Raw genomic sequence first — 14,842 nt, forward strand, 5'->3', positions numbered from 1 at the left:
AGGGTTTTTTGAGCAGCTCCCTCAACTATTACCAAGGAATACCATGGGCTTGAGCACACATGTACTGGACACCATGCACGGCACGCCAGCAGGCGGCATGAAGGCGTCGCTCTACACCACGCATGCCGGTCAGGCCACGCTGGTAAAGCACTTCATCCTCAATGAAGATGGGCGCAACCCGGACGGGCCGCTGTATGACAGCGTCAGCCTGAAGGCCGGCACTTACCGCCTGGTTTTCGACGTGGCGGGTTATTTCAGGGCACGTGGCGTGAAACTGCCCGAACCGGCCTTCCTGGACCAGGTGACGCTGGATTTCGGCGTGGCCGACCCCGGCCTGCACTACCACGTTCCCCTGCTGGTGAGCCCCTGGAGCTATTCCACTTACCGTGGCAGCTGAAGGCCGGGCGGGGCCTGGATCGACGGGGTAAAGGGGAAGGTCGCCGCGGTGTCATCCCGGCGTCATCCGGCGCGGCGACAATCGGCTGTTTTGACAACTTTTCCTTCCTTCCCATGATCGTCAAGCCAACGGGCGCCTTGAGCCGCCGCCAAGCCCTGCTGCTGTCAGCGGGCACTGCTGCCAGCCTGGCACTTCCAGCTTCCTTCGCATGGGCGCAAAGCCCGCTGGGCGCAGCCTCCGCACCTGGCGGCATTTATCCCGAACGCGCTGTCAGGATTGTTGTGCCCTTTGCGCCCGGCGCCGGCACCGATGCGATGGCGCGGCTGATTGCACAAAAACTCGGCGAAACCCTGAACGCCACCTTTGTGGTGGACAACCGCGCCGGCGCTTCCGGCGCGATCGGTACGCAGTATGTGGCCCAGTCCCCGGCTGACGGCTACACGTTGCTGTTGGTGGCTTCGCCTTTCACCACGGTGGCGGCCTCCTTGCCCAGCGCCAACTACGACCCGCTGCGCCAGTTCACGCCGGTCGGCATGATCGCCAGCGGCCCCCTGGTCTGGGCTGCCAATACCAAGCTGCCGGCCAACACCATGAAAGAGCTGGTCACGCTCGCCAGGCAGAAGCCCGGCGCGCTCAACTACGGCTCAGCCGGCGCGGGTGGCGTCAATCACCTGGTGCTGGAGCTGCTGAAGTCGCGCACCGGCACCTTCATCACACACATTCCCTACCGCGGCGTGGCGCCGGCCACCATGGACATGATCGGTGGGCAGATCCAGCTGATCACCGGCACCATCCCGGCCCTGCTGCCTTTCATCAAAAACGGCAGTATCAAGCCGCTCGCCGTGACCAGCGCCAAACGCTCAAGTGCCTTGCCCGATGTGCCCAGCATGACGRAAGCCGGGCTGGCAGGCATTGATGTGGTCAACTACTTTGCGTTGATGGCGCCCACCGGCACACCGCCCGCCATCGTCAATGCGCTCAACGCCGCCATCAACAAGGTCGTGGCGCAGCCCGACGTGGTGGCGCGCTTCAAAGCCGATGCCGTGGAAGCCGCACCTGGCTCGCCCGCGCTGCTCGGCCACTTCATCGAAGCCGACTACCGCGCTTGGCGCAACGTCGTCAAAACCCAGAACTTGAAAATTGAGTGACCGCTAGCCGCTCTTGACGGCAGCGCTCAAAGCGCGATGCGAAGCGAGCCGTCCAAGGCCAACAGGGGCCGCGGGACTGGCTTTGCCAGACCGCAGGCGCAGCGGCCCCCTCGGGGGGCAGGGAGCTACACGRAGTGAGCGACCGTGGGGGCTAGTCCTGTCCTTCTGTGAGCGTGTCGAGCTGGAACTTCCCGCTCTTGTGCCAAAGCCAGGTATCGGTGTAGACCACCTTGCCCATGCGCGTGGGCGCCGGGAAAGGAGAGGCCTGCTGGATGGTGCGTTCGATCTCGGCCATTACCTCGGGCGCATGGCGCGGCGCACGCATCCAGTCAAGGCGCGTGACGCGGCCAACCCTGTCGATCTCCACATTCAGCACCCCTACGGCATACAGCAGCGGCGGCATGCGGCCTTTGTAGATGCGGTCGGAGTTGAGGCCGTAGATGTGYGTGGCGCCGTCTTCGCGGTAGGCGCGGGGTGTGGTTGCCCCCGAGCTCCTGGCTGAACCCTGCGGGCCGGCGATGGGGCCGATCACCGGCGAGGGATCCGGGGCTTTGGGCGCTGCGGGCGCGGGCTCCGGCGTGGTTTTGCAGGCACTGACCACGGCGGCAGCAGCTGCCGAAAGCAGGGCAACCAGCCAGAAGCGGCGCTGTGTGGAGTCGGACATGTCTTGTCTCATCGTGCTTGCCTTTGCCGGCTTTTTGAGCGGCCGGCTCATTGGATTCCTGATATACCTGCCATCACACCCAGAGGCCTGCCCGGCGCCAGCGTGGTGCTAAGGTGGCATTCAAGGCATTTTGCCCAATATTTCAATCCCCTAGCCGTCAACTCGTCACCAATGGTTTCCAGTGTCTCCAGTCTGCAACTTGAGGATTTCCTGGCCCGGCTGGCTCACGCGGATCCGGCGCCGGCTGTCCTGGTGGAGGTCGTGCAGACGCAGGGCTCGGTGCCGCGCGAGGCAGGGACCTGGATGGCCGTCTTTGCGGATGCGCTGGTGGGCACCATAGGCGGCGGCCACCTGGAATACGATGCCATTGCCAGGGCGCGTGCACTGATGGGTGATGGCGCAGGCGCGGTCCAGGAACAATGCGAAAAATCGACGCTGCGTGTGGCGCTCGGTCCGTCGTTGGGCCAATGCTGCGGCGGCGTGGTGGAACTTGTCTTTGAATGCGTCAACGCGGGCGACGCACCCGCGCTGGCCTTGCGCCTGGGCCAGCCGGCTCTGACGCCGGTGGCGCTGTTCGGCGGCGGCCACGTCGGCCACGCACTGGTGCGGGTGCTCGCGCCCTTGCCGTTTTCACTCACGTGGATAGACAGCCGCGACGGGGTGTTTCCCGCCAGCGTCCCGCCGCGCGTGGTGGCCGAACATTCCGATCCGGTGCAGTCTGCCGTGCCTGGCCTGGCGCCGCAATCCCGTGTCTTGATCATGAGCTTCAGCCATGCCGAAGACCTCGACATCGTGGCCGCCTGCCTGCTGCGCCAGCGCGAAAAAGGCGATTTACCCTACATCGGCCTCATCGGCAGCAAAACCAAATGGGCGGCCTTTCGCCACCGGCTGGAGGCCAGGGGCTTTACGCCCGCAGAGCTGGCGCGTGTCACCAGCCCGATCGGCGTGCCCGGCATCGCCGGTAAGGAGCCTGAAGTGATTGCCGTGGCGGTGGCCRCCCAGTTGCTTCAAACGGTCAACACCCCTGAAGAGAAGGCCGCTCAGGCTTTGCGCTAGGCGCCAAAGCCGATAAACTCGCATCACCAGGTCGCAGCGGAGCCGGGAAAGCAGGGTGGCAAGCCACAAGCTTTCTTTTGTTCGTGACCCGTTTTCTGCTTACAGCGCCCGCAGTGGTGAGCAGCCTTGCACAAGTTGAGCGCTATGGAAAACTACCTTCTCGACTGGGCCAACCTGCTGCTGCGCTGGGTCCACGTCATCACCGCCATCGCCTGGGTGGGTTCCTCGTTTTATTTTGTTTTTCTCGACAGCAGCCTGACGCCGCCCGAGGATGAAGACCTCAAGAAGCAGGGCGTGAGCGGCGAGCTCTGGGCGGTGCACGGCGGGGGTTTTTACCACCCCGTCAAATTCGCCKTCAAGCCGCCGCAGCTGCCGGCCCACCTGCACTGGTTTTACTGGGAAAGCTACAGCACCTGGCTGTCGGGCTTTGCACTGTTCACGGTGTCTTACCTGTGGCATGCCGGCACCTACCTGGTCGACAAGTCGCTGATGAACTGGTCGCCCGGCGCGGCCGCTGCGGTGGCGCTGTCTTTCTTTGTCGTGTTCTGGATGCTGTACGACGGTATTTGCCAGTTGTACGGGAAAAAGAAAAATGGAGACGCCATCGTCGGCGCGCTGGTGGCGTTGCTGGTATGCGTCGCCTCCTGGCTGGCCTGCCACTGGTTTGCCGGGCGCGCGGCCTTTTTGCTGGTGGGCGCGATGATGGCCACTGCCATGAGCGCCAATGTGTTCTTCTGGATCATCCCCGGCCAGCGCAAGGTCGTGGCCGCCATCAAGGCCGGCGAGCCGGTGGACCCGGTGCATGGCCAGCGCGGCAAACAGCGCAGCGTGCACAACACCTACTTCACCTTGCCGGTGCTGTTCGCCATGCTCAGCAACCACTACAGCTTCACCTGGAGCCATCCGCAGAACTGGCTGGTACTGATTCTGATGATGCTGGCCGGCGCGGCCATACGCCAGTTTTTTGTGCTGCGCCACGGCTACAAGCTGGGACGCAACCGGCATCCCTTGCCGTATGCGCTGGTGGGTGTGGCTGTCATAGCCGCCGTGATCGTCTGGATGAAACCGGCGCCTGCTGTTGATGCTATCAATTCAGGAGCTGGTGGCGTACAACCAGCGGGCGCTGCAGCCGCAAATGACTTCCAGCGGGTGCAGGCAATCCTGGCCCAGCGCTGCTACCTGTGCCATGGTGAGCAGGTGCAGATGAAGAATGTGCGGCTTGATTCGCCCTCGGCGCTGAAGAGCCATGCGCAGCAGGTCTATCAGCAGGTCGTCGTCAGCAAACTCATGCCCATGAACAACGCCACCGGCATCACTGATGCCGAGCGGCTGGCCGTCAAGCGCTGGTTTGAGGCCGGCGCCAAAACTGACTGAGCTGGCGTCCGTCCGGCGTCACGCCATGGTCGACTTGGAGAACAGGTTCAGCACCACCACGCCCGCGATGATGAGCGCCATCCCGACCATGCCCCAAAGGTCAATCTTCTGCTGGTGAACGAAGAAGCTCGTGATGCTGATCAGCACAATGCCCAGGCCGGACCATATGGCGTAAGTTACGCCGGTAGGAATCGATTTCATCGTCACCGTGAGCAGGTACAGCGCGGTGCCGTAGCCCGCAATGCTGACCAGAGAAGGCACCAGGCGCGTGAAACTGTCGCTGGACTTGAGTGCGGTAGTGGCAACGACTTCGGCAACGATCGCGATGCCCAGGGCCAGGTAAGCGTTCATGGGGCTCTTCTTTCTGCTTCGGTGGATGATGGCCCATTCTAGGAAGCGGGTCTTTCCGGCGAGATCCCAAACCCTTCCGGCCTGCCGGGTTACTGCCCGGTTACCACGGCACAATCCGGGGTGGAGATATTTTAATGACCGCAGTCAAGACCCCCAGCACCCCTACGCCCGTTCCGGACGCCGCCACCCAGCCGCGCCAGTTCCTTGAGCACCTGTACGCCGCCGCCGTTGCGCGCGCGCTGCCGCTTGAAAACACCGCACGCTACCTGCCCAAACCGCCCACCCCCGAAAGCGGCGGGCGCACCATCGTGATTGGCGCGGGCAAGGCCGGCGGTTCCATGGCGCAGGCGGTAGAGGCGCTGTGGCCCGCCGACGCACCGCTTGAAGGCCTGGTCGTCACCCGCTACCACCACATCCCGCCCCGTCCCGAGGGGCTGAAACAGCGCATCGAGATTGTCGAAGCCGCGCACCCGGTGCCGGACGCTGCCGGGCTGGAAGCTGCACAGCGCATCCTGGCCATGGTGCAGGGGCTGGGCAAAAACGACCTGGTGCTGTGCCTGATCTCTGGCGGCGGCTCCGCGCTGCTGACCCTGCCCGCTGAAGGCCTGACGCTGGAAGACAAGCAGCGCATCAACAAGGCGCTGCTCAACAGCGGCGCCAATATTTCCGAGATGAACTGCGTGCGCAAACACCTCTCGCGCATCAAGGGCGGCCGGCTGGCTGCGGCCTGCGCGCCGGCGCGCGTGGTGACGCTCACCATCAGCGACGTGCCGGGCGACGACCCGTCCATCATCGCCAGCGGCCCCACGGTGCCTGATGCCACCAGCTGCGCAGAAGCGGTGGCCATCCTGCAGCGCTACGGCATTGAAGTGCCGGGCGCCATCATGAGCCTGCTGGAACAGGGCGCGCTCGAAACTCCCAAGCCGGGCGATGCGGTCTTCAAAGGCCATGAGGTGCACATGATTGCCACGCCGCAGCAAAGCCTGGAGGCCGCCGCCGCGGTGGTGCGTGCCGCCGGCTTGCAGGCGCACATCCTGAGCGACGAGATGGAAGGCGAATCCCGCGAGGTCGGCAAGGTGCACGCGGCGCTGGCCCGCGCCGTTGCATTGAAGGGCCAGCCCTTCAGCAGGCCCTGCGTGATCCTGAGCGGCGGCGAGACCACAGTGACCGTCCGCAAGCAACCCGAAGGCACACCGCGTGGCCGGGGAGGCCGTGCCGGCGAATTCTGCATGGGCCTGGCCTTGGCCCTGCAAGGCCAGGGCGGTGTGTATGCGCTGGCAGCCGACAYCGACGGCATCGACGGCGTGGAAGACAACGCCGGTGCTTATGTGGCGCCCGACACGCTGCAGCGCGCGCTGGCCAAGGGCATGAAGCTGGACCAGTACCTGGACCGCAACGACGCCTACGGCTTCTTTGAGCCCCTGGGCGGGCTGGTCATTCCCGGGCCCACCCACACGAACGTCAATGATTTCCGTGCGCTATTGATTTTATAGCTGCTTGCGCACGTCCAGTAAGGGCTGCAGGCATATTTTTCTGGAAAACAGGGGCGTCACACGGCCGTGATGCCGCCGGTGCTTTCGCCCGCGGCCCACTGCGGCGGGTGCGTGACGATGGACTTGAGTTCCGGCCGCGCGGCCTCCAGGGCCTGCAAATCGGGTAGCGGCCTGCGGAGGGTGTCGCTCGCTTCAAAGGCTTGTTCCAGCGCCTGGCACGCGGCCAGCAGCTGCGCATCGGCATGCAGGCGCCCGATCACCTGCAACCCAAAGGGCATGCCGTGTTCATCCTTGCCGCAAGGCAAAGCCAGCGCCGGGTTGGTAGCCAGCGTCACCGCGTAGGTCAGGCCCAGCCAGTGGTAGTAGTTGCGCATGGCCTGGCCGTCGATGTTGCCGGCATAGAGCTCCGTCCAGGGAAAGGGCGTGACCGGCGTGACGGGCGCCAGGATGAGGTCGTACTGCTCGAACGCCCTGGCAAACCGGCGCGAAATGCGTGTCTGCTCCAGGTGTGCCCAGGCGCGGTCCGCCAGCGTGATAGCCGCGGCAATCTCCATGTTGGCACGCACATTGGGGCCCAGCGTTTCGGGCGCCTTGCGGTAGGTGTCGGCAAAGGCCGCGACAAAACTTTCTGCGCGCAGCGTGTCGAAGGCGCGGTCGGCATCGTCCAGCTGCAGGTCGACAGGTTCGCAACTCGCCACCAGCGGCCGGATGGCCTGCACACGCTGGCGGAACACACGCCGGATTTCCGGATCCACGATGCAAACGCCAAAGTCTTCCGTGGTGCCCACACGCAGGCTTGAAAGATCCACCTGCTTCAGCGGCCAGAAGGTGGAGGCGTCCACCGGGTAGGAAAGCGGGTCGCGCGCGTCAGCGCCTACGCTGGCGGCAAACAGCAAGGCCGTATCGGCCACATTACGGCCCATCGGCCCGAGCACGGAGATCACCGACCAGCCCAGCGGCCGTGCATCGTTGGCCACCAGCCCGGGTGAAGGCCGCAGGCCGACCACGCCGCACAGCGACGCCGGAATGCGCAGCGAGCCGCCCGTGTCGGAGCCGGTGCAGATCGGCAGCAGGCCGGCCGCCAGCGCGGCCGCCGACCCGCCGGAAGAGCCGCCGGCATTGAGCGCAGGGTTGAACGGGTTGCCCGTTGCACCCCACACCGGGTTGCGTGAATTGGCCCCGGCGCCCATGTCGGGCACGTTGGTCTTGGCCGTGACGATGGCGCCGGCCGCGCGCAGCTTTGCCACAAGCGCGTTGTCTTTGGCCGGCACGTTGCCGCGAAGCCCTATGTTGCCGTAGGTGGTGAGCAGGCCAGCGGTGTCCTGCAGATCCTTGACCCCCAGCGGCAGTCCATGCAAAGGGCCCAGCGGCCCGCCACGCATCACTTGCGTCTCGGCTTCGCGCGCACCCTCGCGGGCACGTTCGTAGTCCGTCGCGCAGATCGCATTGATGGCGGGGTTCAGGCGTTCAATGCGGTCTATGCAGGCGTCCATCAACTCCACCGGCGAGACCTCGCGGCTCGCGATCAGGTTGCGGAGTTCGACGGCGGAGATGTCTGGCAGGGTGGAGTGCATATCAATGCCTTGTTCAGTCGGTCTTTATCTGAGAGCGTTCGGCCAGCGCTTTCATGCGCGCAATTTCCGCCGTCACCATGCCGGACCAGTCGGGGACGGTGGCGTAGCCGGGCTCGAACCCCGCTGCCTTGAGTTTGTCCAGTGTTTCGGTGCTGGTCATCACCGTGGCCAGCGCTTTCTCAAGCCGGGCCTTGACGGGCGCCGGCAGGCCCTTGGGCGCCACCATGGCCAGCCAGGCGTTCATGTCGACGGCCGGGTAGCCGGCCTCGGCCATCGTCGGCACATTCGGCAGCAGGGCCGAGCGCTTGTTCATCGCCACGGCCAGCACGCGGATCTTGCCGGACTTGAGTTGCTGCGATGCGGCGACCACGGTGTCGAAAGACACCGGGATCTGGCCGCCCATCAGGTCGGTCATCAGCGGGCCGGAGCCCTTGTACGGCACATGCGTCATCTTCAGGCCCGTGGCCGTATTGAACATCGCACCGGCAAAGTTGGAACTGGTGCCGTTGCCGAAGCTGCCGTACAGGTATTTGTCCGGGTTGGCTTTGGCCGCCGCGACGAACTGGTGCACGTCGGCGGCCGTGACCGACGGATTCACCAGCATGGCCAGCGCCACCGAACCGACCATGCCGATCGGCTCAAACCCCTTGACCGGGTCGTAGCTCAGCTTGGGCTGCAGCGCCGGGTTCAGTGTGAAAGTGGAGTTTGAGCTCACGAGCAGGGTGTAGCCGTCGGGTTTGGCGTTGGCCACTGCGGCCGCGCCTATGGCGGTGCCGGCGCCCGGCTTGTTCTCGACCACCACGGGCTGGCCCAACTGGTCACTCAATGCCTTGCCCAGGATGCGCGTCAGCACATCGGCCGCGCCGCCGGCCGGGAAGGGCGCTACCAGTGTTACGGGGCGATCAGGAAAAACGGCGGCCTGGGTGGACCCAACCATGGCGGCAAGCCCGCAGGAAAGGAAGGCGCTGGCGATCAGCGTGCGGCGCATTGCTTTAAAGGACATGTGTTGCATGGTAGGCCTCGTTGAAGGTGGGATCAATCGGAAGTGCAGATGTGGGATGTTGGGGAGGAGCGATTCTGAAAAGCGGCTTCAGAATTAACGCAACCGGGCAGGTGACAGCCTGCACGCGTCAACGCCTTGCCGGGCCAGTTCTTCGGGCAGCGCCGCCTGGCGGATCAGCGCATCGGCCAGCGCGCTGGCGCCTGCCGCACTCTGGATGCCGTAGCCGCCTTGCGCCGCGAGCCAGAAGAAGCCGGGACAAGCGTCGTCCTGGCCAATCACCATTTCGCCGTCGGGCACGAAGGAACGCAGGCCGGCCCAGGTGCTCGCTGGCCGGCGTATGGTGAGGGTCGATACGCTTTCAATCTGGTGTATGCCCATGGCGATGTCGAGTTCCTCGGGTACCACGTCGTGCGGCACCGTAGCGTCGGCGTTGGCGGGCGAGCCCAGCATCTGGCCCGCGTCGGGCTTGAAGTAATAGCTTTCGTCCACACCCACTACGGCAGGCCAGTGCGAGGCGTCTACCCCCTCGGGCCCCTTGAAGGTGAAGGCGCTGCGCCTGTGCGGCACCAAGCCTATGGGCCGCGCGCCGAACACCGCGCCCAGCTCGTCGGCCCAGGCCCCCGCCGCATTCACCACGGTGTGCGCGCGCAGCGTCTGGCCGTCAGCGAGTTCTACGGTCCAGCAGCGGCCATCGTGCGTGGCCCGGGTTACGCCCGCGCTGGTGCGCAGTTCGCCGTCGGCCCCCGCCTTGCGGCGAAAGCCGCGCAGGAAACCCTGGTGCAGGGCATGCACGTCCAGGTCCTGCGCGCCGGCGTCGTACAGCGCGCCGTGCACCAGGTCGGGACGCAGGCAGGGCACGTGGGCCAGCGTGGTGCCGGCGTCCAGGGTCGCCAGGCCGGGACAGCTTGGCGAGAGTTCCGTGCGGGTGTGGGTCAGTTCCTGCTCCTGGCCGTGCGTGGCGAGGTAAATCACGCCGCGCGGCTGCATCAGGTCGGGTGCGAAGCCTTCGGGCGGCTGCTCGTAGAAGGCGCGGCTGGCGCGCGTCAGCGCCCGCACCATGGGCGGGCCGTAGCTTTCCATGAACATGGCGGCGGAGCGGCCCGTGGAGTGGTAACCCGGCTGGGACTCGCGCTCAAGCAGCGCGACGCTGCGCTGCCCGGCCAGGCGCCAGGCCAGGGAGGCGCCCGCGATGCCGGCGCCGACGATCAGGATGTCATATTCTTTCATTCAAATTCTCTCATTTGAGAATTCTCACATGCGAGAATCATGCCTGTCCAGCCGATTTGCCGGCTGGACGCCTGATTTCCGCCAAACAAGGGAAAACACCATGCCCCCACGCCCCGCCCGCCCGCCCGCCGCCGCCCCAGAAGCGGACAGGGTGCAACTGGGCCTGAGCCTGCGCGCGCACCGCAAGGCGCGGCGGCTGACGCTCAAGGACCTGTCCGGGCGTTCCGGCGTGGCGCTGTCCACCCTGTCCAAGATGGAGCTGGGCCAGATCTCGGTCAGCTATGAAAAGCTGGCCGCCGTGGCCCGGGCGCTCTCGCTGGACGTGGGGCAGTTGCTGGACGCGCGGGCCGCGGCACCGCAGCCTGGTGTGGCCAGGCCCGTGGTGGTCTGGTCTGGTGCCGGCGATGCACCGGCCTACAGGTCGGGCAACTACGACTACCGCGCGCTGGCCGCCGGTTTCCCCGGCAAGCGCATGACGCCGATGCATGGCCGCATCCTGGCCCGGGCGCGCGACCAGTTCTCCGATTACGTCCGGCACCCGGGGCAGGAGTTCCTGACGGTGCTGTCGGGCCGGGTGCGGATCGAATTCGAGACCGGTGAAATCATCGAGGTGGGGCGCCACGAGTCGGCTTACTTCGACAGCGGCGTCGGCCATATCTATCTTTCCCTGAGCCGCAGCGATGCCCAGGTGCTGGTGGTGATGACCGAATAGCCGCGGGATCCGCGCAATCCGTGCATTGGCTAAAGGCGGGCGCGGTCCCGGACGACGTCATGGCCGCTCTCGGCCAGGTCCCAGAAAATGCCCGTCATGATCTGCAGGCCTTCGCGCGCCACACTGCCCAGCAGGTGTTCATTGGGGGCGTGCTGGCTACAGGCCGGGTAAGAGTGCGGGAACCACAAGGTGGGCAGGCCGAGCAGCTCGGCAAAGACATCGTTGGGCAGCGAGCCGCCAAAGTTGGGCAACAGCGAAGGAATTTTTCCGGTACTGCGCTGGATGGAATCCAGGCCCCACCGCACCCACGCGTCATCGGGATCGAGCCGGGTGGCCGCCATGGGTTCGCCTTCGGGCTGCACCTCGATGTCGTCGAAGCCATGGGCGTGAAGGTGTTCGCGGATATGCGCCACAAAATTGCCGCTGTCGCTGCCCACGACGAAGCGTATCTGGCACAGCGCAAACGCGTGGCCGGGAATGGCGCCGACAGGCGCGTCGGGGTTGCCGGTCTTGTAGGCCAGGACTTCCACGGTGTTCCAGCCGTAAACCCGCTCGGTGGGCGTGAGGCCGGGTTCGCCCCAATCAGTATCGATGGCGGGGTCGCCCGGGTCGCCCCCGACGGTGATCGTCTGAAGGGCATCCCTGACGTTGGACGGCAGCGAGCCGGGCAGCAGCCCCTTGACCAGCACGCGTCCTTTGGCGTCCACCAGGCTGGCGATGGCGTGAGCCAGCCGTATGCCGGCGTTGCGCAGCAGGCCGCCCCAGTTTCCGGAATGATGGCCGCCGTCCCGCAGGTGGGCCTTGAGGCTGAAGTTGAAAAAGCCGCGCGAACCCAGGAACAGGGTAGGGCTGGATGCCGCCACGCGCGGGCCATCGGACGCGATGAACACGTCGGCGGCCAGCGCCTCCTGGTGCAGGGCGCAGAACTCGCGCAGGCCCGGCGAACCGGTTTCTTCACCGGTCTCCATGACGATTTTGACGTTGTAGCCGAGCTTTCCCTGGCGCACGGCCAGCACCTGGGCGAGGGCCGCAAGATTGATGGTGTGCTGGCCCTTGTTGTCAGCAGTGCCGCGGCCATACCAGCGGTCTCCTTCCACCGACACGCGCCAGGGGTCCAGGCCCTGGCGCCATTGCCCCTCCTGGCCGCGCACCACGTCGCCGTGCCCGTAAGTCAGCACGCTGAACGCCGCGTCGGGTTCACTGCGCGTGGCCAGAAGGAAAGGCCCGCCTGCGGCATGCGGGTTGTCAAGGATTTGGTGCGTGAACCCGAGCTGCGTGAGCTGTGGCGCGATGTGCTCGGCCAGGTAGGCGCGAAGCACGGGTGCGCCGGCCGGGTTCTGGCTTTCGCTTCGCACGGCGACGCGGCGCGAAAGCGTTTCGAGGAAACGGCCGTCATCGAAATAGGCGGCTGCCTTGGCCAGTGCGTCGTCTCTGCTCATGATGGGAAGGAGGTGAAAGCGGTGTGCGGCGGTGTGTGGGTTGGGATGGTTTATTCCGAACGTATGTTGGCACGTTGCGCGGTGGCGCGCATGATGGGCAGGTCGTGGTCTATCAAGGCAGCGACGGCGGCGGCTGGGGCGTAAGCGGGCTCCAGGCCGTTGGCCAGCAGCTTGTCCCTGACCTCCGGGTCGGCCATGGTGTTGGCGAGCGCTATCTCCAGGCGCACCCTCACTTCGCGCGGAATGCCCCGCGGCGCCACGATGGCAAGCCAGGAGTCCGCGTCGAAGCCAGGGTAGCCGGACTCCGCGACCGTCGGCACATTCGGCAGCAAGGTGGAGCGCCGGGCGGCGGTCACGGCAATCGGCTTGATCTTGCCGGCCCTGATCTGCGGCAGTGTGGCCGCGACTGTGTCAACGGAAAACGGGATCTGGCCGCCGACCAGGTCGGTGATGGCGGGTGCGCTGCCCTTGTACGGTATGTGTTCCATCTTCAATCCCGTGGCGTTCAGGATGAGTTCACCCGCGAAGTGGCCGGTTGTGCCGGTGCCGAACGAGCCGTACATGTACTTTCCCGGTGACGCCYGCACGGCCGTGATGAGCTGCTTGATGTTGGCGACTGGCACCAACGGATTGGCCACGAGGATCAGCGGCACACGCGCCGTCAGCGCGATGGGCTCAAAGCTCTTGACGGGGTCGTAGGGAAGCCTGTTGTTGATGGCCGGGTTGACCGTGAACGTCGACCCCGAACTGATCAGCAGGGTGTAGCCGTCCGCGGGAGCCTTGGCCACGTAGCCGGCGCCCACGATGGTGCCGCCGCCCGCGCGGTTTTCAATGACGACGGGCTGGCCCAGCCGTTCGCCGAGCTTCTGCCCCACCAGCCGGCCCACGATGTCAGTCGCACCGCCTGCGGGGAAAGGCACGACCAGCTGGATGGGTTTGACCGGGTAGGCTTGCGCCCTGGCTCCCGTTGCCGCCAGCATGGCCAGCAGTAGCACGGAAAGGATACGAACGAACTTGGGGGCTGGCTTCATGGCTTGCTTTCATCAGGAAAAAATCAAAGGCGCTGGATCGGTGTCAATGTCGGTGGAATCGATCACCGCTGCGGGCGGGCGTGTCGCAGCAGGTTCAGCCGTTGCGAAAGAGGAAGCTGTAGGCGTTGAGCGCCGGGACGCCGCCGAGGTGGGCATACAGGACTTTGGAGCCCGCAGGGAATTCGCCCAGCCGCGTCTTCTCGATCATTCCGTGCATGGACTTGCCTTCGTAGACCGGGTCGGTCAGCATGCCCTCCATGCGGGCGCACAGGCGGATGGCTTCCAGCGTCCCTTCGTTCGGCAGGCCGTATTCCGGGCCGCCGAAGCGGTCGTCCAGCACGACGTCCTTGGCTGTGATGTCGCGGCCCAGTTCGACCAGTTCGGCCGTGCCCCTGGCGATGCGCAGGATCTGCTCAAAGGTCTGCTTGGGCTTGGCCGAGGCGTCGATGCCGATGACCTTGTCGGCGCGTCCATCCGCCGCAAAACCCACCACCATGCCGGCCTGCGTGCTGCCGGTGACCGAGCAGGTCACGATGTAATCGAACTTGAAACCCAGCTCGGCCTCCTGCTGGCGCACCTCTTCGGCGAAGCTGACGAAGCCCAGTCCACCGCGCGGATGTTCCGAACAGCCGGCCGGGATCGGGAACGGCTTGCCGCCGGCCTTGCGAACGTCGTCCATGGCCTGTTCCCAGCTGGGGCGTATGCCAATGTCAAAACCGGCCGCGTCCAGGCGCACGTCAGCGCCCATGATGCGCGACATCTCGATATTGCCCACGCGGTCATACACCGCGTCGGAATAGTTCACCCAGTTCTCCTGGACCAGCACGCACTTCATGCCCAGGTGCGCGGCAACGGCGGCCACCTGGCGCGTCTGGTTGGACTGGATGCCGCCAATAGACACCAGCGTGTCGTAACCGCCTTCGATGGCTTCTGGAATGAGGTACTCAAGCTTGCGCGTCTTGTTGCCGCCAAAAGCCAGCCCGCTGTTGCAGTCCTCACGTTTTGCGAAAAGCTCGACCTTGCCGCCCAGGTGGGCGCTGAGCCGCTTGAGCGGCTGGATCGGCGTCGGGCCGAAGGTCAATGAGTGGCGGGGAAATTTCTTGAGGTTCATGTCAATGGCTCCTGGGTTTAAGACGGGTCTCCAGGCATCAAGACTTGCGAATAAAGACGGCATGCCCACCCTTTCTTCAATTGCTGCATTGATGCTCCGATGAAGCCAATACTAAAAACAAATGACAAAATGGTGGTTGCAAAATTCCCATAAAATTCAAAACAAACGTGTTTTGAAAGTTGATATTTATGAATTTTATTTTGAAAAAAACAGAATGAGCACAACAAAATTTCTTCCAAAAAGTACCGAAACGGCTCCCCTC

Annotated in this window: 14 protein-coding genes; 6 read left to right on the forward strand and 8 right to left on the reverse strand. The window is 65.0% G+C overall.

Going from position 1 to position 14,842, the window contains the following annotated elements; all coding sequences use genetic code 11:
* Positions 1–43: 43 nt before the first annotated feature.
* Positions 44–397, forward strand: coding sequence for a hydroxyisourate hydrolase (gene uraH, locus AC1D0Z_RS10025; RefSeq protein WP_477658112.1), 354 nt, complete (start codon positions 44–46; stop codon positions 395–397).
* A 113-nt stretch (positions 398–510) separates the two neighbouring features.
* Positions 511–1,545, forward strand: a complete 1,035-nt coding sequence (locus tag AC1D0Z_RS10030) for a tripartite tricarboxylate transporter substrate binding protein (protein ID WP_477658099.1) — start codon at positions 511–513, stop codon at positions 1,543–1,545.
* Positions 1,546–1,696: 151 nt separating this feature from the next.
* Here AC1D0Z_RS10030 and AC1D0Z_RS10035 read toward each other — a convergent pair whose 3' ends face one another.
* A complete protein-coding gene (locus AC1D0Z_RS10035; protein WP_477658100.1) occupies positions 1,697–2,209 on the reverse strand; it encodes a hypothetical protein in 513 nt (170 codons plus the stop codon).
* Between the two features lie 171 nt (positions 2,210–2,380).
* Between AC1D0Z_RS10035 and xdhC the strand changes: the two genes are divergently transcribed.
* Positions 2,381–3,265, forward strand: coding sequence for a xanthine dehydrogenase accessory protein XdhC (xdhC, locus tag AC1D0Z_RS10040; RefSeq protein ID WP_477658101.1), 885 nt, complete (start codon positions 2,381–2,383; stop codon positions 3,263–3,265).
* Between the two features lie 144 nt (positions 3,266–3,409).
* Positions 3,410–4,639, forward strand: a complete 1,230-nt coding sequence (locus tag AC1D0Z_RS10045; RefSeq protein ID WP_477658102.1) for a urate hydroxylase PuuD — start codon at positions 3,410–3,412, stop codon at positions 4,637–4,639.
* A gap of 18 nt (positions 4,640–4,657) precedes the next feature.
* Here AC1D0Z_RS10045 and AC1D0Z_RS10050 read toward each other — a convergent pair whose 3' ends face one another.
* Positions 4,658–4,990: a DMT family transporter gene (locus AC1D0Z_RS10050; protein ID WP_477658103.1), complete on the reverse strand. Its 333-nt coding sequence runs from the start codon at positions 4,988–4,990 to the stop codon at positions 4,658–4,660.
* Between the two features lie 134 nt (positions 4,991–5,124).
* On the opposite strand from AC1D0Z_RS10050, the gene AC1D0Z_RS10055 reads away from it, so the two are divergent.
* A complete protein-coding gene (locus AC1D0Z_RS10055; protein ID WP_477658104.1) occupies positions 5,125–6,483 on the forward strand; it encodes a glycerate kinase type-2 family protein in 1,359 nt (452 codons plus the stop codon).
* A 56-nt stretch (positions 6,484–6,539) separates the two neighbouring features.
* Here the strand turns inward: AC1D0Z_RS10055 and AC1D0Z_RS10060 are convergent, their stop codons facing one another.
* The 3 genes from AC1D0Z_RS10060 to AC1D0Z_RS10070 all read right to left on the reverse strand — a co-directional run bounded on the left by AC1D0Z_RS10060 (position 6,540) and on the right by AC1D0Z_RS10070 (position 10,287).
* On the reverse strand, positions 6,540–8,057 hold the full coding sequence (locus AC1D0Z_RS10060; RefSeq protein WP_477658105.1) for an amidase: 1,518 nt from the start codon (positions 8,055–8,057) through the stop codon (positions 6,540–6,542).
* 13 nt (positions 8,058–8,070) lie between these two features.
* Positions 8,071–9,069 (reverse strand): Bug family tripartite tricarboxylate transporter substrate binding protein, encoded by a 999-nt coding sequence (locus tag AC1D0Z_RS10065; protein ID WP_477658106.1) that lies wholly within the window; start codon positions 9,067–9,069, stop codon positions 8,071–8,073.
* 84 nt (positions 9,070–9,153) lie between these two features.
* Complete coding sequence (locus AC1D0Z_RS10070) at positions 9,154–10,287, reverse strand: NAD(P)/FAD-dependent oxidoreductase (RefSeq protein ID WP_477658107.1); 1,134 nt, start codon at positions 10,285–10,287, stop codon at positions 9,154–9,156.
* A 100-nt stretch (positions 10,288–10,387) separates the two neighbouring features.
* Between AC1D0Z_RS10070 and AC1D0Z_RS10075 the strand changes: the two genes are divergently transcribed.
* Positions 10,388–10,999, forward strand: a complete 612-nt coding sequence (locus AC1D0Z_RS10075) for a helix-turn-helix domain-containing protein (protein WP_477658108.1) — start codon at positions 10,388–10,390, stop codon at positions 10,997–10,999.
* 29 nt (positions 11,000–11,028) lie between these two features.
* Here AC1D0Z_RS10075 and AC1D0Z_RS10080 read toward each other — a convergent pair whose 3' ends face one another.
* The 3 genes from AC1D0Z_RS10080 to AC1D0Z_RS10090 all read right to left on the reverse strand — a co-directional run bounded on the left by AC1D0Z_RS10080 (position 11,029) and on the right by AC1D0Z_RS10090 (position 14,580).
* Positions 11,029–12,438, reverse strand: coding sequence for a M20 family metallopeptidase (locus AC1D0Z_RS10080; RefSeq protein ID WP_477658109.1), 1,410 nt, complete (start codon positions 12,436–12,438; stop codon positions 11,029–11,031).
* A gap of 50 nt (positions 12,439–12,488) precedes the next feature.
* Positions 12,489–13,469 (reverse strand): Bug family tripartite tricarboxylate transporter substrate binding protein, encoded by a 981-nt coding sequence (locus tag AC1D0Z_RS10085; RefSeq protein ID WP_477658110.1) that lies wholly within the window; start codon positions 13,467–13,469, stop codon positions 12,489–12,491.
* Positions 13,470–13,563: 94 nt separating this feature from the next.
* The gene (locus AC1D0Z_RS10090; protein WP_477658111.1) at positions 13,564–14,580 is read right to left on the reverse strand and encodes a 1-aminocyclopropane-1-carboxylate deaminase; all 1,017 of its coding nucleotides are present in this window, start codon (positions 14,578–14,580) and stop codon (positions 13,564–13,566) included.
* Between the last annotated feature and the right edge of the window lie 262 nt (positions 14,581–14,842).

This window comes from Polaromonas sp. P1_E3 (assembly GCF_056405935.1).